Source organism: Microbacterium sp. R86528, from assembly GCF_044596335.1.
Classification (GTDB): Bacteria; Actinomycetota; Actinomycetes; order Actinomycetales; family Microbacteriaceae; genus Microbacterium; species Microbacterium marmarense.
In genome coordinates this window covers 2,178,236-2,195,272 of the sequence record NZ_CP138996.1, presented here as the reverse complement: position 1 = coordinate 2,195,272, position 17,037 = coordinate 2,178,236, and the positions used below count along the sequence as shown (strand labels likewise).

13 protein-coding genes are annotated in these 17,037 nt (G+C 61.2%); 4 read left to right on the top strand and 9 right to left on the bottom strand.

What is annotated here, in order from left to right:
• Window positions 1-173: 173 nt before the first annotated feature.
• Together SJY18_RS10170 and SJY18_RS10165 are read right to left on the bottom strand one after the other, a co-directional pair.
• Window positions 174-1,736: a LuxR C-terminal-related transcriptional regulator gene (locus SJY18_RS10170; protein ID WP_396667466.1), complete on the bottom strand. Its 1,563-nt coding sequence runs from the start codon at window positions 1,734-1,736 to the stop codon at window positions 174-176.
• A gap of 66 nt (window positions 1,737-1,802) precedes the next feature.
• Window positions 1,803-2,831, bottom strand: a complete 1,029-nt coding sequence (locus tag SJY18_RS10165) for a linear amide C-N hydrolase (protein WP_396667465.1) — start codon at window positions 2,829-2,831, stop codon at window positions 1,803-1,805.
• A gap of 216 nt (window positions 2,832-3,047) precedes the next feature.
• Between SJY18_RS10165 and SJY18_RS10160 the strand changes: the two genes are divergently transcribed.
• Window positions 3,048-4,364 (top strand): threonine/serine exporter family protein, encoded by a 1,317-nt coding sequence (locus SJY18_RS10160; protein WP_337336911.1) that lies wholly within the window; start codon window positions 3,048-3,050, stop codon window positions 4,362-4,364.
• Window positions 4,365-4,382: 18 nt separating this feature from the next.
• On the opposite strand, the gene SJY18_RS10155 is transcribed toward SJY18_RS10160, so the two are convergent.
• Window positions 4,383-4,634: a LapA family protein gene (locus tag SJY18_RS10155; RefSeq protein ID WP_396667464.1), complete on the bottom strand. Its 252-nt coding sequence runs from the start codon at window positions 4,632-4,634 to the stop codon at window positions 4,383-4,385.
• Window positions 4,635-4,867: 233 nt separating this feature from the next.
• On the opposite strand from SJY18_RS10155, the gene SJY18_RS10150 reads away from it, so the two are divergent.
• Together SJY18_RS10150 and SJY18_RS10145 are read left to right on the top strand one after the other, a co-directional pair.
• Window positions 4,868-6,052: an AI-2E family transporter gene (locus tag SJY18_RS10150; protein WP_396667463.1), complete on the top strand. Its 1,185-nt coding sequence runs from the start codon at window positions 4,868-4,870 to the stop codon at window positions 6,050-6,052.
• Window positions 6,053-6,092: 40 nt separating this feature from the next.
• Window positions 6,093-8,249 (top strand): FUSC family protein, encoded by a 2,157-nt coding sequence (locus tag SJY18_RS10145; protein WP_396667462.1) that lies wholly within the window; start codon window positions 6,093-6,095, stop codon window positions 8,247-8,249.
• On the opposite strand, the gene mgtE is transcribed toward SJY18_RS10145, so the two are convergent.
• From mgtE to SJY18_RS10115, 6 genes are all read right to left on the bottom strand, one after another.
• Entirely contained in the window at window positions 8,246-9,592 is a 1,347-nt protein-coding gene (mgtE, locus tag SJY18_RS10140; protein WP_396667461.1) for a magnesium transporter, read from the bottom strand. The two genes, SJY18_RS10145 and mgtE, sit on opposite strands and share 4 nt — an antisense overlap.
• Before the next feature lie 223 nt (window positions 9,593-9,815).
• On the bottom strand, window positions 9,816-11,318 hold the full coding sequence (locus tag SJY18_RS10135; RefSeq protein WP_396667460.1) for an arylsulfatase: 1,503 nt from the start codon (window positions 11,316-11,318) through the stop codon (window positions 9,816-9,818).
• Window positions 11,319-11,412: 94 nt separating this feature from the next.
• Window positions 11,413-12,252, bottom strand: a complete 840-nt coding sequence (locus SJY18_RS10130) for a carbohydrate ABC transporter permease (RefSeq protein WP_396667459.1) — start codon at window positions 12,250-12,252, stop codon at window positions 11,413-11,415.
• Complete coding sequence (locus tag SJY18_RS10125; protein WP_396667458.1) at window positions 12,236-13,213, bottom strand: carbohydrate ABC transporter permease; 978 nt, start codon at window positions 13,211-13,213, stop codon at window positions 12,236-12,238. The genes SJY18_RS10130 and SJY18_RS10125 overlap by 17 nt, the downstream gene beginning before the upstream one ends.
• Window positions 13,210-14,541 (bottom strand): ABC transporter substrate-binding protein, encoded by a 1,332-nt coding sequence (locus SJY18_RS10120; RefSeq protein WP_396667457.1) that lies wholly within the window; start codon window positions 14,539-14,541, stop codon window positions 13,210-13,212. The genes SJY18_RS10125 and SJY18_RS10120 overlap by 4 nt, the downstream gene beginning before the upstream one ends.
• A gap of 52 nt (window positions 14,542-14,593) precedes the next feature.
• Window positions 14,594-15,595 (bottom strand): LacI family DNA-binding transcriptional regulator, encoded by a 1,002-nt coding sequence (locus tag SJY18_RS10115; RefSeq protein ID WP_396667456.1) that lies wholly within the window; start codon window positions 15,593-15,595, stop codon window positions 14,594-14,596.
• 103 nt (window positions 15,596-15,698) lie between these two features.
• Here SJY18_RS10115 and SJY18_RS10110 point away from each other — a divergent pair, with 103 nt between their 5' ends.
• Complete coding sequence (locus tag SJY18_RS10110) at window positions 15,699-17,036, top strand: alpha-L-fucosidase (RefSeq protein ID WP_396668906.1); 1,338 nt, start codon at window positions 15,699-15,701, stop codon at window positions 17,034-17,036.
• Window position 17,037: the final 1 nt, after the last annotated feature.

Below are 17,037 nucleotides of genomic sequence, written 5' to 3'. Positions count from 1 at the left end.
AGACTACGGCGGTCGAGCCGGTTGCCTCCGGGCTAGCAGACCTTTTTAGCCCCGTGCTTCATCCGCGAGATCACCCACGTCATCACCCCGTCGAGCAGGCCGCGTTACTCAACGACAAATACCGCTTGGCGGCGCGCCCAAGAGGCGCGCCGCCAAGCGGCATTCGGTGTGTCTCAGACGCGCTCTCGAACGAGCTCACTTTCGCCGTGAACGAGATGCAAACGCGATCCGACCTTCATCGCTTCGTCGCGAGTCGAGCAGCCGAGCTTTCGGTAAAGCGATTTGAGCTGGGTTTTCACGGTGTTCGGCGAGACATGAAACGCTGCCGCGATCTCGGCCGTTGTGTCATACGCGGCGAGTGCGTTCAGCACTCGTTGTTCGCTCCGGGTAAGCGTCGGCCTCGCTCTCAGCTCGAAGTTTGCGAGGTGTTGCGTGGCCTTGGCAAAGTCGTCTGCTGCCATGCCGGACAGACGCTCGTGCACGCATTCGATGAGTTGTCGCGGCATAGTCCCGAACAGGCGCCGATTGTCGCGATTCTTCGCAAGTCTCACAATGTGCAGCACAGACTCTCGATCAATCGTCGCGGTGCTCGCCATTTCGAGCCAACCGGCCAGCAGCAACGCTTCGGTGCGCTGAGCTGGTCCGCACCTCTGGTCGTTCTCGAGGCGCCGCAGCCGTGCGCCCGCCTCAGTGAAGTTGCCCTCAATCAGTGCAACCCGCGCGGTCGCCAAGTCGGTGAGTAGTCCCGATTTGCCATTCAGCTCAGCAATTCTGCGCGCTCGAGGCACATCGCCCATTGCCAGCAGGGCCTTTATCGACATCGCGGCGATAACGTCAGAGGCATACGACCCGTGTTGAACCGGGTGCGCATCACTTGCAAGTCGCACCGCTTCATAAGCGTCTTCGGGGCGTTGCTGGTGCATCGCGGCTCGGGCACGAGCGAGCAACGCGAACGGCCAGGTCAGCTCAACGCTGTCATACGACTCGAGTTTCGCGAGCCGATCTTCAAGATCGTCAGATACGCGATCGACCCCGATCAGGGCATCCACAGTACGCTCCGACATCAACGCTGAAGCAATGTGTGCCGTGGTTGCGGGAGCGCACGCCCGTGCATTTTTGAGAGCGGTATCCGCGGCATCTAACGAGCCCCGCAGAACGTGTGCCAGCGCAGTTCTACCCTGTGCGAGCCGCTCTGCATCGGGTTGCTTCGAGAACTTTCCCAACTGACGCGCTGTCGAGAATTCCATGAGCGCCCCGGCCGAATCCCCCGCTGCAAGCAGGGTCGATCCAATCTGTTGATGGTAGAACCACAGCGGGCCATCGGCGCGACCGCCGGAGTCTTTTCGTGCATGCACAACTCGCTCAGAGAGGCGGTGTGCGTAAATCATCGCGGCGGCCACGTCGCCGCTTATTCGAAACGCAACCATTTGCACAAGGGTGGTCACGTCTAATTCGTCGGGCGTCATTGCCCGAGCACGATCGGGGTAGACGAGCGGTTTGAACGGTTGAGTCGTGCGCGCGAGCACCGGAGTCATCGGATGCAGCAGCTGCAATGCGGGAAAGCGCTCGAGCACAGCGGTAGGCAGCCCCGCAACCGCCTCTACGAGAAGCGCGCCGTCGTCACTGTAGAGCGGCCAGATGTTGTCCATCGCGGCGCGGGCGATCTTGTCTGCATCGCCCGATTTGATAGCTCGGTCAAGCTCGGTGCGTGCTCTCTCTGAATCATTGAAGTTCATCGCTGCCCCCGCAACTCGGTGCGCACCGTCGCAAAAGTGCGGCGGCTTCCGCGTCGCGCCACTGCATTAGTCGGACTGGCCTCGGCGCTGAGCGGCCACGTGCTCGACCGCAGCCAACGTCAACAATCGCAGCGGTCCATCGTCTTTGAACTCTGCGCTCACGTTTCCTGCGATGCCGCCCTCGAGCGACATCTTGCTCGCCAGGTTGAGAACCTTCTCGGGGTTCTGCTCACCGAAGTCGAGGTCTGCCATGTCAACCCACACGATGTTCGGGCGCGTGTTCGACTCAAAGACATAGCGACGGTTGGTTAGATCTGCCACGACTTGCCAGATCGTCTGAGACGCTTCGGGCTTGCCTGGGTCAGGCACGCGGAAAGGTTGTGCGGCGTTGCGGATAACGCTGAACATGGCGGCGATGGCACCGAGCTGGTTCACGGGCTGCGCGAGCCGGCTTGAGTAGTACGCCGCACGCGCAAACCTGTCTGAGGCCAGCGTTGTTCCGGGTAGCGGCCTGTCACCCCCGAAGCCCTCGACCTGAGCGAGCAGAGTCAGCTGTTCTTCATAGCGCGGCGAGTTGGTCATCACCCGATACTCCGAGCCGTGATGCACCTCGAGCACGCCGTCAAGATATTCAAGAATCGCCGAGTCGCCAGTGGCATCATCGAGCGCGAGATGGATGGCGGGCACCTCGCCAGACGCTGGATCGGTCAGCGGCACGAGTTGCACCTTGGTCTCAGCAATCCATGCCACAGCCTCACTGACGGTGGCGAAATTGTCAAGAAAGTACTGCAACCAGACGGCCTGGCTCAACGCTGGCCGGTCTTCTTCGAAGTCGCCGTACTCTGACTCGGCGAGCCATAGTACGTGTCCGGCCAAGCCGGCCTCGTTCATTCCATCGACGGTGATCATGTCGAAGGCGGTCGCTACGACGCTGCCGAACTTCGCGGTCCAACTCAACGCGCCTCGAACTCCGTCATCCCGCCGAACACCCCGGGGCAATGTCCACAGGTTGGTTGCAAGATCGCGGTGGTAGTCCATGTTCCGCCCGACGATGACCGCTCCGGCTGCGTCTGGCCAAACTACTCGTGTACACATTGGCTGTGTCTCCCCTGCTGAAGCCGTGTGTGACGGCACTCCGTCAGCATCATCCTGGGCGCCAAAACTGTCCGTCCGACGGTCTACCGATTCAAATCACCCTCGGCATCACCCTCTGCGCACCCTTGGACTCCGGGTGTCGATGCGACCTTTGTTTCTGGCTGATCAATGGACAGACTGGCGAAGTCGACTGATCAAGCGCATCCAGGAGGAAACATGCCCGGGCTCATCGAGAGGCTCCGCGGCGCTATGAGCGTGTTGCGCACGCCCGCGCCCAGCGATGTGCCTGTTCCGGCTACGGTCGAGGTGACCGACATGCTTGGCGCTATCGGTCCGGCGTTGCTCGCCTCAACACAAGCCACCAACGATGTCGAAGAGACTTTGCAGCAATTGGCCGACGATTATGGCCGCTCCGACCTGCGTGTTTTTGTTCTACCCACGTTGGTAATGGTCGAAGACACCAGCTTCACACCCTCGCAGACCGCGATCTATCCAGCCAACCAGAGCCCGCTGCGCCTAGATCAAGCGGGAGAAGTCGAACGCGTGGTGCGCAGGGCGTTCCGTGAACGTCTTGAACCTGCCGTGGTCGCGGCCGAGATCTCGAGAATCAAGCTCGTCCTTCCGCGCTTCGGCCCCGTGCTGACTGTGCTCGGCCATACGCTGCTCACTGTCGGGTTCGGGTTGGTGCTCAACCCGACTCTGACCGCCCTGCCGGTGTATGTGATTCTCGGCGCGATCGTGGGCATCATTGTGGTCGTGGGCTCGCGCATCCAGACGCTCTCGCTCCTGCTCCCCGTCTTCACCGCCTTCGCAGTCACGCTGTTGATCTCAGTGCTGGTCAGACCGCTCGTGCACGATGACTCACTCCGGCTCGTCGCACCGTCGCTCGTGTCGTTTCTACCGGGTCTGACGCTCACGATCGCCGCCGTCGAGCTCACCTCTGGTCAGGTGATGGCGGGGGCGAGCCGCTTGGTTTACGGAATCGCTCGTCTCGGCCTGCTCGCATTCGGCGTTTACGCCGGACTTTCTGTAGCAGGCGAGCCTACGAGCACCGCCACCTCTTCTGCTCAACTCGGCGCATGGGCACCATGGGCAGGAATCATCTTGGTGAGTCTCGGCTACTACCTGTTCTCGGCCGCTCCGCGCCGCTCGTTGATGTGGATCCTGTACGCGCTCGTGGTTGCCTACAGTGCGCAGCTATTGGGCAACCTTCTCGTCGGGCCAGAGCTCTCTGGCCTCATCGGAGCTGCAATTGCGGTACCCGCTATCTACCTCGCAGGACGCCTGCGTGCCTCGCCGCCGACGGCGATTATGCTGACCTGCGCATACTGGCTACTCGTGCCCGGCGCGATGGGCTTCATCGGCATCAGCGAGGCCGCATCTGGCACCTCCGGCGCAACCAACACGATTCTGCAGACGTTTGGCTCGCTCATAGCGATAGCAATCGGGATGGTGATCGGTGCGGGGCTCAGTCGTGACACCACCGCAGTCGTGCGGGCCTGGCAAGACCCGCGGCAGTCGCGCGCGCATTAATAGGTAGCCGCGCCGCAACTACTTTCGGCGCGGGCGAAACCAAGGAAACAGCGAGCCAACGATGACGCCCGCCAGCAGAACGGCAAGGAACCACCCCCATGCGGGCATCGTAAACTCCAGAAACAGAAAGTGAAGCGTCGCGGGCGCGACGTTCGAGAAGACGAACGCGAGAGCGAGTATCGCGATGATGATCGCGATCAATGCCTTGGTATTTGATGACTTCGACGCTTGATTTGCATCAGTTGCCGAGGAGCGATCGTTTGCGCTCATGGGTGCCTCCCGGTGATGGACATACCAACGCATGCCGCAATTCATGCACCGAACTTCGAGCGATATTGTCTCGCGGTGTGACGTGAGGCTAGCGCTGATATGCCGGGTGCACTGAACGTGCGGCGATAGATTTCGCCCGTTGTTTCATTCGCGCTATCACCCTGTGCCCACCCGCTCCGAACGAACGCAGCCCGCTGTGCTGCTGGCGACGTCAAGCGGCCTATGGTGTGACGATGAACGACCCAACGCCCACCGTTTCGAGCTCTGCCGAGGCGGCCGATAGTTCACGATCAACAGCAGATTCCGATGCTCGGAGTACACCAGGAGCCATCGGTTCCAGCTCGAGCGCAGCCTCGCCGACAAGGTCGTTGTGGGTGATTTTGGAGTCGCCGTTCAGCGCCGGCCTCATGCTGACTATCGGCGGTTTGGCGGCATACGCGCTCGGGGCTGCGGTGTCGCAGCTGGCAACCATCCTCATCTACATCTCGTTCGCAATGTTCGCCGGATTGGGCCTCGACCCGCTGGTTCGCTTTCTCGAGAAAAGGAATGTCAAGCGCGGCTGGGGCATCGTGATCGTCTACGCGTCATTCGCAATCGTCTTCGTCGGGGCAGCCTTGCTGCTTCTGCCAGCGATCGTCAAACAAGTAGTGCAATTTGTGCACGATATCCCGGGTATCGTGTCTGACTTCCGCGCGTCTGATACCTACTCCTGGCTCATCGCAAACTTTGGCGACCAGGTCAGCACAGCCGTTAAAGATGTCGAGGCTTTCCTCACCGATCCCACCCATATCGCCGCAATTGGCGGCGGCATCGTTCAAGTTGGCACGTCGATAGCGACGACACTTTCTGGTCTGATCATCGTGCTGGTGCTCAGCCTTTACTTTCTCGCGTCTCTGCCGAGCATCAAGCTGTCGTTCAACCGCCTGTTGCCAGCTCGCAACCGGGCGAAGGCTGCCGAGATGACCGAAACGATCGCTGACTCGATAGGCGGCTACCTGATCGGGATGGTTATACTCGCATTCGCTAACTCTGTAGTAGCCCTTGCTCTGCACCTCGCACTTGGGCTTCCGTTTCCGGCGCTGATGGCCGCGCTCGCTTTCGGGATCACCCTGATTCCTCTCGTCGGCTCGGTGGTCTACTGGGTGGTCGCGACGGCGCTGGCGCTGTTCACCGGCTGGCTTCCGGCCCTCATCTTCGCGGCGGTCTACCTGGTCTACATGCAACTCGAAGCATATGTTCTGACGCCCCGAGTCATGAGACGTGCGATCTCGGTACCTGGCGCGCTCGTCGTAATCGGCGCGTTGATCGGTGGAACGTTGCTCGGCCTGCTTGGCGCGCTAGTAGCAATTCCACTCACCGCCTCGCTACTGCTGATCGTCAAGCAGGTCTTCGTACCTCGCCAGGACGCGAAGTTGTGATTTTTCACAAGTCACTAGGTCGATCGCGGCCGCATATCCCATGAGAGCACCAGGAGGCTTGCAGCATCTGCGCCTGTTCGCTGCACGACACGCTCACGATCCGGGGCGCGCACGATTAGCCACCGCGGTGGGAGTGTCGGCGGGCGTCCTGGTCAGCGCTATCGCCACATTCGCTGTGGTGCGTGCGCTCGATGCCAATACGGGACTCCTGGCCATGTCGGTGGTCCTGTCAGTGCAGGCAGGCGCCGTAGTGCAAGACAGGAGCGCTGTCGGCCGAATGATCACCGCTGCGACGCTTGTCCCGTGCGCGGCGCTCGCTGTAACACTCGCTCTCGTGCTGTCATCGTGGCGCCCTGCACAAATGGCGACATTCGTTGCACTGTCTGGCTTCACCATCTGGGTTCGTCGGTTTGGCGCTCGGGCAGCTGCGCTGGGCATGGTGGGGTTCCTGGCATACTTCTTCACGCTCTTCATGCGACCCAGCGCCACGGAGTTGCCAGCATATTTTGTGGTCGCCATCGTCGCGGTCGCAGCGCAGTTGGCCGTGCGTGCGTCGTTGCTCATCAGCCGGCCGCGGCACGAGCTCAACGTCCTCTTGAAAGAACTGCGGGATGCTTCGTCAGAAGCGATTCATGCGGCGACTCATGCCCGCCATCGCACGCTCGGCGTGTATCTCGCCCGCGTCGATGAGATTGGACAAGCTATCGATTCATGGCGCCTCGATCATGAGTCCGCCACGAACGTTGAAGACGAACAACAGCTGCTTGCCATGCGCGCTCTGGATGCGCGAGTAGATACCGAACAAGTCTGTTTCGCGTTGCGCAGAGCAACTTCTGAGCAAACCGAAGCGGCGCGCGTCTCACAGGCGACCGCGTGCTTGACGACCATTCTGGACGCACGCGCGAGCACTCAACGCGTCGCCGCGGCGTCGCAATCAGCTGCACGAATACTCGAGCGCACCGAGTCGGCCGATGAAGACGGCGTTCCGCTCCTGGCCGATCTTATTGCTCAGGCTGGCATCGCGCATGCTCGTCTGCGGCAAACAAAACTCCCCCAGATCGCGCGACCGGCGAGAGCTGGGTCGGCTGCTTCTAGAGATACTCTCCCTGCTGTGAAGATGACGAGGCGTCGATGGACGCCCTGGCGCGAGTGGGCGCCAACTGGCCGGATGGCCATGCAAGCGATGATCGCCGCGTCAATTGCCGTAGCAGCCGGAGAAGCCATCTCGGCGTCGCGGTGGTACTGGGCAGTGCTGACAGCGGTCGTCATTTTCGCTGGCACAACCACACGCAGCGGCGTGCTCACCCGCGCGTATCGACGCATCACGGGGACTGTCGTGGGCATCGGCGTGGGTGTCGCCGCAGTGTGGCTCGCGGGCGATAACAACGCCGTATTGGTCGCAATTGCGATTGTCGGGGTGTTCGGCATGCTCTATTTCGGCGCCGCCAACTACGCCCAGAAGTCATTCTTCACCACGGTCATGCTCGTATCGATGTACAAGTTGCTCGGTGTGCTCGACCAGAGCATTCTCGAAACTCGCATCGAAGAGATAATCGCAGGAGCGCTCATCGGCGTGCTCAGCGCCTACCTGATCCTCTCGTCAAGTTCGTCACCCGATCTCAAGTTGAAGATCAACGCGTACTTCGATGCACTCGATAGTGCGCTCAGGTCTGGCCAGAGAAACCTTCACGCCGCAGACGATCGCGCCGCCGTTTTGCGTTGCGTGCATGCACTTGAACGCGCGGAGGCAGATCTGAACCAAGCAGTTTCGCAAATGGCTGCAGCGTTCCTGATCTCACGGCGCGAGCGCGAGAAGTCGGCGATGAGTCTCATGCTCGTTTCAACACGTTCCGTCACTCGGTTCGCGCAATCTGCGATCACGCTGAGCACTTCAGATGTCTCAAACGACGACACGCGTCGCGCCGTGAGCGCGATAGATGATGCGGTCGCAATCGTTCTCGCTAACTCCGAGCAGGCGCGCACTCACCTGGTAGGAGAGGGCAGTGCAAGCTCAGACAACTCGCCAAGCATCGGGGTGCTCGCGACAGTCAAGTCCTGGCCGTTTGCCTTCACATCCGCACAGACATCCGCGATTCTCGCCCTTGCCAGGGTCGACTGGGCGATACGCACCGCCGCCGAGCCTGCAGTCAAGCGCAGCACCCATCACGTAGCCGCTCGACACGCAGACGATCACTAGAGCTGAAGAATCCAGGTTGCCATCACAAAGTAGATGATCAGGCTGGTGGCGTCGCAGAACGTCGAGATGAAAGGTGTGCTGAACACTGCCGGATCTGCCCGCACCGCACGTGCGAGTATCGGCATGGCTCCTCCGACTGTCGCAGCGAGGGTGCAGATCGCCACCAGAGTAAGGCCAATAACCGCGCCCAGCCCGATGCCGAAGACAGCCGTGCCCAGAGTCAATCCGAGAGCCCCGAGCAGACTGCCCAGAATCAGGCCCACTCTCACTTCGCGCCACGCGACAACGAGTATGTCGCGCTTCGTCACCTCTCCGAGAGCAAGTGCCCTCGTCACGGTTGTCGCCGCCTGCGAGCCGGTATTACCGGCCGTTCCGGTAAGCAGCGGGATGAAGAGCGCGAGCGTTGTCACCTGCTCGAGGGTGGCCTCGAAGGCACCGAGAACTTGCACGGTCAGCAGCGCCGACACCGCAAGTACGAGGAGCCACACCACCCGAGAACGAACAATCCCCAAGACCGGGGTGGCAAGGTACGGGCGGCCGAGTGGTTCCGATGCGCCTTGCCGAGCAGCATCCTCATCTTCAGCTTGCTCGAGAATGCGCGACGCATCATCAACCGTGAGAACGCCAACGAGGCGGTCTTCGCTATCGGCCACTGGTACTGCCAACAGTCCTGCATCCACCATCTCGCGCGCCGCGAGCTCAGCGTGATCAGTGGCGTGCGCGAACTTGGGCTCGACCATCACCTCTGACACCAAGACGTCGGGGCTTCCGAGGATGAGTTCGCGGAGCCCCACCACCCCTCGCACCCGACGCTGTTCATCGGTCACCGGCAGCAGATACACCGTCTCTGCGCTACGACCGCGATGGCGCACGTGAGAGAGCGCGTCACCGAGAGTGAGATGCGGAAGCAAGCGCACGTACTCGGTGCTCATATGCCGCCCGATGCTCCCTTTCGAATAGCCCAACACCGGGGCGGTGAGTTCCCGCTCGCGCGCAGAGAGCCCACTCATGAGCTTCTGCGCGACTCCGGCGGGCAGCTCATCTACCAGCTGAGCGCGGTCGTCGGGGTCGAGTTGTTCGAACACGTGTGTCACGTCTTCGTCTCGAAGCCCCTGAAACAGTTCGGCCCGCATGCCCGCATTCAGAAGCTCGAACACGTCGAGTGCGCGATCACGATCGAGCAGCCGATACATCACAGCGCGGTCTGCAGCGTCTTCGCGCTCTAACAGGCGCACGACCTGATCTGCATCGTGGTCTATCAATAGTTCGCGCACCCTCGTCAACTGCCTCGCGCGCAATGCCGTGTTGACGGAATCTGCCAGCTCTTGTTCCCACTCTCGCATGGGCGCATCATGCCAGAGTCAGATCACAGGCAGTGGTTGGCAGGCCGACCATCCTGAGCCGAAGCGGACGCCGTCACCGCCGCCGCACGCAAACAATGGTGGGACGCACGGCGCCACTGCATGGCAATGATCACTGCGCGATGCTGTTGCGGCAGCATCAAGCGGCACGCTTGAACTGGCCATCGCGAAGAACGAATCGTCGATGTGCCATCAGCTCAGCCGCCTACTGCGGAGTTGGGGCGACGTCGCAGGGGAAGCCGGTCTCGGCACGATCTGTGATCTCACAAAGCACCTGATGCGCCTGCGCTGCGATGTCGGGGCGCAGCGCCCACAAGTCGGTAGTCTCGCCAGGATCAGACTCAAGGTCGTAGATCCGGCCGAACGGCGCATCAGCGGAGTAGATCGTGCCATCTTCGCGGGCACCCGCAGAAAAGCCTCGGCCTGACTCGGTGCAGAAGTTCACCTTGTACTGTTCCAGCCGCAATCCGAACACACCCCCCATGCTGTGGTGCACCACGGGCAGGCCGCGCGGTCGAGGGAGGGGACTATCGAGCCGAGCAAGGATGTCGACAGCATCTTCTGCGGCGCCCTCGGTGGGCGATAGTCCGGCTGCCGCCAGGATGGTCGGAAAGATGTCTGAGAGACAAATCAGGTCGTCACGCACCTGGCCAGCTTCCAAGGCAGCCGGCCAACGCACGATGAGCGGCTCGCGGTGCCCGCCGTCCCAGATGTCGCCCTTCTGCCCTCGATACGGGCCGTTGGGATGATGGTGTTCTGTGTCGCCATCCGCGGGATAGACCATCGGTGCACCGTTGTCGCTGGTGATGAGCACGATGGTGTCGTCGGCGATCCCGAGATCAGCGAGGGTGTCGTCGATTTGACCCACCATCCAATCCACCAGGCACACCGAGTCGCCCCGCAGCCCGGCCTGTGACATCCCGTGGAACTGCTCGGGCGGCACACAAGGACGATGTGGTGCCGCGGTCGAAAGAAAGAGGAAGAACGGCTCCTCGTCGTTCGCCCGCTCTTTCATCCATTCCACTGCCTCCGACGTGAATCGGAGGTCTGCTTCGTCATCCCGCCAGCCATCGACCTTGAGCCCCGGATCCTGACCCTGAATGTAGATGTCCCGCGGCAAGGTGGGCAGCCCCACGGTGCGGTCCTGCGACACGAAAGCCGAGGGTGGCATATCCAGCGAGCCCGCGATTCCGAAAAATCGATCGAAGCCGAGGTCACAGGGGCCACCGACGAAGGGCTGGGAGTAGTCGATGTCGTCGGCGGGATACTGCTCGGGGTGATGGAGCAAATCATCTTGAGCGTCGTCACCAAAGGCCGTGAGTCGGGTTCCGTCCTTGCGAGTCCAGTCCAGGCCGAGGTGCCACTTGCCGAACATGCCTGTGGCGTAGCCGCTAGCGCTCAGCTCGGAAGCGACGGTAGGACGATTGCTCTCGATAATCGCTGGAGCGTGGCTATGCAGCACGTGCTGTTTGAGCGGGCTGCGCCACGCGTAGCGACCGGTCATGATCGAGTAGCGACTGGGTGAGCACACCGCCGAAGATGAATGCGCGTCGGTGAATCGCACACCGTCCCGCGCCATAGCGTCCATACGCGGCGTCGGGATGGCGCTCGCGCCATAGCAGCCGAGATCCCCCCAGCCCATGTCGTCGGCGAGAATGAGGACGATATTGGGCCGTGCGTTTCGCGGTGGCTCAGTGCGTTCATCCATTTGGTTCAATCCTTACTTCATCCATTCGTTCCTCGCAGACATCGCATGTATCGGACTGGAGGACCGTCTCCCTGACTTGGCTGCGGTGCCCTGGCTATTCCTTGAGCCCGCCTGATGCCATTCCCTTCGTAACGAAGCGGAAGGCGAAGATGATGATGACTAAAGCCGGAACGCCGAGCAGTACAAGCGCGGCGAAGTACTGCGACGACTCGAGAGGCGTCGGAGCGAAAGCGCTCTTGATTACCTGAACTGCTTGAGCTGCCGTAGCGAGCTCGGGCGCGCGGAGGATGAATGACGGGAAGAGGAAGTCCTGAAGCGACCACATCACGCTCAGTGCCGCAAGGTTAGCGAGTGGCCCACGAGTCAGCGGCAGCGCAACGTGCCAGAAGATGCGGAAGTGATTGGCCCGGTCGATGACAGCAGCCTCGACGATTTCCTTCGGAATGTCGCCCATACGGTTGCGCAACAGCAGAACAGCAAAGGGCAGGGTCAGCACCGCTTCGGGCATTGCGACGCCTATGTACGTATTGAACATACTCAGCGTGCCGGTGATGAAGTAGACCGGCACCAGCATTGACGTGGCCGGCACGGCAAGAAAGAGGAGCACGCCGTAATACATCGGCTCCCTACCCCGGAAGTCGATCGTCGAAAAGGCATACGCTGCCAGCGCACCGATCGAACAGACGAGGAACGCATGCATCACGGCGATGATGGCGCTGTTAAGGAACGTCTGCGGAATCGAGACCCCATTCAGATCCCGGGTGAGTACAGACCAATAGTTGCCGATTCCCCCCACCGCCACAGACAGTTGCACCGCATTGATCAGCGGCGCCAAGAAGGCGGCCGCGAACACAATGAGAAATCCATAAATCAGGATGCGATCGACCCGCCGGGTGCGGAGCGGAAGGCGATCTTCATCAACCGTGGTTGCCATGCGCGTCTATCCTCCTTCGAATGACGATCTGAATGATCGAGATGATTAGCGCGATCAGGAGCACAATGATCGCTGCGGCTGCGGCGAATCCCACTCGGTCCAAGCCGAGAGTCGCCTTATAGACGTAGGTTCCCGTGATGTCGGTACGCCCGCCTGGCTGTCCCCCGGTGGAGAAGTAGATGATGTCGAACGCGCGGAAGATACCGAGAAGCACCGAAAGGATGACGGTGATATGCGTCGACTTCAGAAGCGGCCACAGCATGATGCGGTAGATCTGCCACACGGAGGCGCCGTCCAGGGTCGCCGACTCTATGAGGGAGCCATTCACCTGAGAGACATCGGTCGTGTAGTACATGATCGGCAACCCGATCGTGAAGACGAAGAGCACCAGCACGCCGATGTATGCCGACGTTGGGTCTCCCAGCCAATCCTGCGCGAGGAACCCGAGGCCGATGGCGCGAAGTCCCTCGTTGATGGCCCCGTCGCGCGTTTCCAGCATCCGCCCGAACACTGTGGCAAATAGCGCCATCGGGATCAACGAAGGCAACAGGAAGACCGCGTAGAACCATTGCCGGGCACGCACACCTGACGCCATCATCATCGCCAAAATGAAGCCGAGCGTGAGCGCGACGAAGACGCTGAAGAGCCCGAACGCGACCGTATTGATGATCGAACGGAGGAAGGACGGGTCGGTGAGCACCAGCTCGAAATTTTGGAAGCCTACGTCGACCGCGTTCTGAAAGGTCAGTCCTACGCGCTGCGTGCTGACGACACCCAAAACGGCGAAGCCGTAGACGAAGTAGATCGCGTAGAAGGCGAGCAGCGGAGCGAGGAACGCGATGGCGAACCACGGGCCACGCATCGGCGAGCGCCGGCCCGCGCGGCGCGGGGGCCGGCGCTCGCTGCGCCGCCCCCCGCGCTCGCCCGTGACGATCGCCCGGGTAGTGAGACTTTCTGTCACTGGTCTGAACCGTGCGGGTAGCGGCCCGAAGTCCACTCTTCTTGCATGTACGCGGCGGCCTCTTCAGCTGTCTGCTCGCCACGCAACACGTCGAGAATCGCGTTCCCCTCTACCGCATTGAGGAAGTCCTGCTGGCTGGTGCGTGGCGACGTCGGATCGCCGATGACCGCTGCTGCCGCAGCGAAGCCTTCCTGAGCTGCAGAACTCTGGAGCACGTCGTCGGGTAGCTGGTAGCCGTTCAGACTGGGAACGAGGACCAGATCTTTTGCCCACACATCAACACCGCCACCAACGACCATGAACTCGATGAAGAGGCTGGCCGCCTCGACATTGGACGACGAGGCGGGAATCGCGAGACCCCCCTCGGCCAGTGCACGAACAGCCGGCGAGCCGCCGTCGACCAGCGGAAGCGGCGCTGCGCCGACATCCTCAAGGTCAATACCGGCGTTTTCGCGGTAGTCCGCAGACAAGAGCGAGTTCTGCCACGAGCCATCGATGTAGAACGCTGCCTCGCCCGCCGCGAAGATCTCATTTGGTCGCGTTCCCGTGAGGCTCAGCACGTCGGTACTGACGATTCCGTCGTCGAAGATCGACTTGTAGGCGTTCAGTCCGTCAATCATCGCCTCCTGGTCCCAGGCACCGTCACCCCCGAAGATGTCATCCGACAGGCCGGGCGAGTTCTGCTCCGCAAAGCCGAAGAGCATTTCCTCCTGCCAGTAAGTTTCACCCTGGAAAACGACCGGGTTGACGTCGGGGAACTGCGCTTGAATGGAGTCAACCGCGCTCTTCCATTCGGCTGACGTGGTCGGAACCTCGACCCCTGCCTCCTCAAGCATCGCTGCGTTGTAGTACATGATCGGGCTGCCGATCGAGCCCATGGGCACCGAGTAGAGCACCCCATCGTCAGCGATGCCTGCTGTCTGTGCGAGCATCGACTCGTTGACATCCTGGATCCAGTCGCCCTCCCAGTCTTCGACCGGAAGCATGAAGTCCTTGACTGCGTTGGTCATGGCCGAGACCTGCACGCCGGCCACATCGATGTCTTCTCCGGCGCTCAGCGCGAGCGACAGTTGCTTGGCGTAGTCAGCGGCTTCGAACACCCGCAGGTTGACGGTGATGTTGGGATTCTCAGCCTCGAAAGCTTCGATGGCCGCGTTGAGCGTGGCCTCCGGCGGGAACCACGTCCAGTAGTTGATCGTCGCGTCCTCGCCGGTCGCCTGCTCCACCTCCTCGGCTCCGCCGACGCCGCCACTTGAGCCACATCCGGCCAGAAGAACGGCCGTGGCGAATACCGCGCCAGCCGCAAAGAGTTTCTTCCGCGTGTTCATTGCTGTTCCTTTCACTACATTGTGATGTGATCGCGCTTCGGTTGAAGGCGACCTAGGAGTGCCCATACGGTGCTGTTGATCGATGGACTTCGAAGATTGTGGGAAGGATCTCGTCGCGGCCCGTGCCGCCATAGCGCTGCAGAATTCGATCCAGAAGAAAATGGGTCGCGACGGTCGCCATCTCTGCGATCGGCTGAACGACTCCGGTGAAGAATGGGTCGAGAACCGTGTCGGTGCGCGCGTTGTCGAATGTCACGATCGACAGATCCTCAGGGATGCTAAGCCCGAGCTCGCGTGCGGCCTCGGCAGCGCCAAGCGCAATGAAGTTGCTCGCGGTAACCAAGGCCGTCGGGCGGCTCTCGCTCTGAAGCACACCGAGTGCCATTTCATAGCCCGACTCGGGTGTGAAGTGACCGTACTCGACTGGTGCGCTGTACCCGCGGGCAGCCATGGCTTCCTCGAAGCCCTCCGCACGCTCTCGGGCAGTAACGATAGCCAGATCGCCGCTGAGCATCGCTACCCGTCGGTGGCCGAGGTCGAGCACGTAGTCGGTCAACTCTCGCGCCGCAAGGTGCGTATCGCAGCGCACGACATCCACGTCGTTTTCGGGCATCGGGTAATCAAGAACTGTGACGGGCAGTTTCTGCCCCTGCACGAAGTTGACGGATTCGGGGGTGTTGTAGACAGGCGAGAGGATGATGCCGTCAACGCGGCGTTCGATAAGGGCCCGTAGTTGTTTCAGCTCTTCTTCAGGGTCAGACTCGGTGTGCCCGAAAATGACGGTGTAGCCGTTGTCGCGGGCCGCGCGAGTGACCCCACGAATTTGCTGGATAGCGAACGGGTTGGTGATGTCACTGACGATGAGGCCCAACGCCATCGTCCGCTTCTTGCGCAGTCCTTGGCCGAGCATGTTCGGCACATACTTCAACGCGGCGATCGATTCTTCTACGCGCTCGCGCGTTTCGGGCGACACTGAATCCGGCTGATTCAACACACGCGACACTGTCATGGGAGCTACCGACGCGTGGTTCGCCACATCACGAATTGTCGTCATGACTCCTCCTCGAGCATTGAACGATCCGCTTGCCACCGGCCGGTGGTACGCGTAACATCGTGCTTGATGGTACGCATACCATTCATGATTGCGCAACACCCTCGTGAACAAAGGAGTTCTCATTTCCATAACGTCGCCGGCGGCGCCCCCACACGCATCCTTGGACTGGTTCTCACGCGCCGGTTTCGGAGTATTCATTCATTTCGGGCATGCGGCTAGCCGCGGCTGGGAGTTGTCTTGGCAGATGACCGGCGGTGTTCAGGGGCAGCATCCCGCGCGATCGGGCGTGCCAGTCGAGGAGTATTTCGGCAACGCCTATGCGTTTGATCCGGCCGGCTTTGATGCGGCTCAGTGGGCCGACGCCATTGCAAAATCGGGCGCCACCTATGCCGTGTTCACATCGAAACATCACGACGGCTTTTCGATGTTCGACACCGCGCACAGCGACTACTCGATCACGCGCGCCAGCCCGTTTGGCCGCGACCTGATGCGTGAATTGCTCGACGCGCTGCGTGAACGCGGTATCAGAACTGGTGTCTACTTCTCGCTGCCTGACTGGCATCATCCGCTCTACCCCGCCATGACGGAAGAGACGATCACTCGGCCGTACGAATTAGGCAGCTATGTGCGCACGGATGCCGCACAGTGGGGGCAGTATCGTGCGTTCGTGCTGGCGCAGCTCACCGAAATCCTCACCGAGTACGGCCAGATAGATCTGCTGTGGTTCGACGGAGAATTCGAGCACACCGCCGCAGAGTGGGACTACGCCGGCATCCGCGAGCACGTCCGCGCACTTCAGCCAGATTGCGTGGTGAACGACCGGTGCGTCGGATTCGGCGACTTCACGACCGTAGAACAGCGCGTTCCGACCGAGATTCCGACTCGGCTGTGGGAAGCCTCGATCACCATGAACGATTCCTGGGGATGGAGCGCCGACGATCACCACTGGAAGAGCACGGCGACGCTGCTGGGCATCCTGGCCGAGGTCGTCGCAGCAGGCGGCAACCTGCTGCTCAACGTTGGCCCCACAGGCGAAGGGTTGTTCCCCCGTGAGGCAACCGAGCGATTGGAACAGATCGGAGAATGGACCAGTCGAAACCGCGAGGCGATGAGCGGCGTCACACGCGCTCCGGCCCCCATTCATGCCCCCCTGCCAATCGGCGTGAAAGCTTCCGCGGGTATCGATCGCGTCTTTGTGTATTGCACTCTGCGCCCGCACGACACCGTGATGATCTCGGGTCTGCCCGTCTCACGCATTGTGGGTGTTTCTGTGTTGGGCACAGACCTCTCGCTCGCTCACACCGGCGCCGCATGGCTGTCAGAAGTGCACGCTGGTGTCAGCGATCCACTCGGAGACCTGGAGATCATCATTCCTCAGCAAGTCGCAGACTCACTCGTTCCGGTTCTTGAAGTCACCGTGCGCACCAGCAGCGAGGTTTGAA

What these genes read in the sequence shown, in the direction of transcription:
- SJY18_RS10120 (WP_396667457.1), bottom strand. Translation starts at nt 14,541, where the DNA reads ATGAACACGCGGAAGAAACTCTTTGCGGCTGGCGCGGTATTCGCCACG.
- SJY18_RS10155 (WP_396667464.1), bottom strand. Translation starts at nt 4,634, where the DNA reads ATGAGCGCAAACGATCGCTCCTCGGCAACTGATGCAAATCAAGCGTCG.
- SJY18_RS10150 (WP_396667463.1), top strand. Translation starts at nt 4,868, where the DNA reads ATGAACGACCCAACGCCCACCGTTTCGAGCTCTGCCGAGGCGGCCGAT.
- SJY18_RS10135 (WP_396667460.1), bottom strand. Translation starts at nt 11,318, where the DNA reads ATGGATGAACGCACTGAGCCACCGCGAAACGCACGGCCCAATATCGTC.
- SJY18_RS10165 (WP_396667465.1), bottom strand. Translation starts at nt 2,831, where the DNA reads ATGTGTACACGAGTAGTTTGGCCAGACGCAGCCGGAGCGGTCATCGTC.
- SJY18_RS10145 (WP_396667462.1), top strand. Translation starts at nt 6,093, where the DNA reads ATGAGAGCACCAGGAGGCTTGCAGCATCTGCGCCTGTTCGCTGCACGA.
- mgtE (WP_396667461.1), bottom strand. Translation starts at nt 9,592, where the DNA reads ATGCGAGAGTGGGAACAAGAGCTGGCAGATTCCGTCAACACGGCATTG.
- SJY18_RS10170 (WP_396667466.1), bottom strand. Translation starts at nt 1,736, where the DNA reads ATGAACTTCAATGATTCAGAGAGAGCACGCACCGAGCTTGACCGAGCT.
- SJY18_RS10115 (WP_396667456.1), bottom strand. Translation starts at nt 15,595, where the DNA reads ATGACGACAATTCGTGATGTGGCGAACCACGCGTCGGTAGCTCCCATG.
- SJY18_RS10160 (WP_337336911.1), top strand. Translation starts at nt 3,048, where the DNA reads ATGCCCGGGCTCATCGAGAGGCTCCGCGGCGCTATGAGCGTGTTGCGC.
- SJY18_RS10130 (WP_396667459.1), bottom strand. Translation starts at nt 12,252, where the DNA reads ATGGCAACCACGGTTGATGAAGATCGCCTTCCGCTCCGCACCCGGCGG.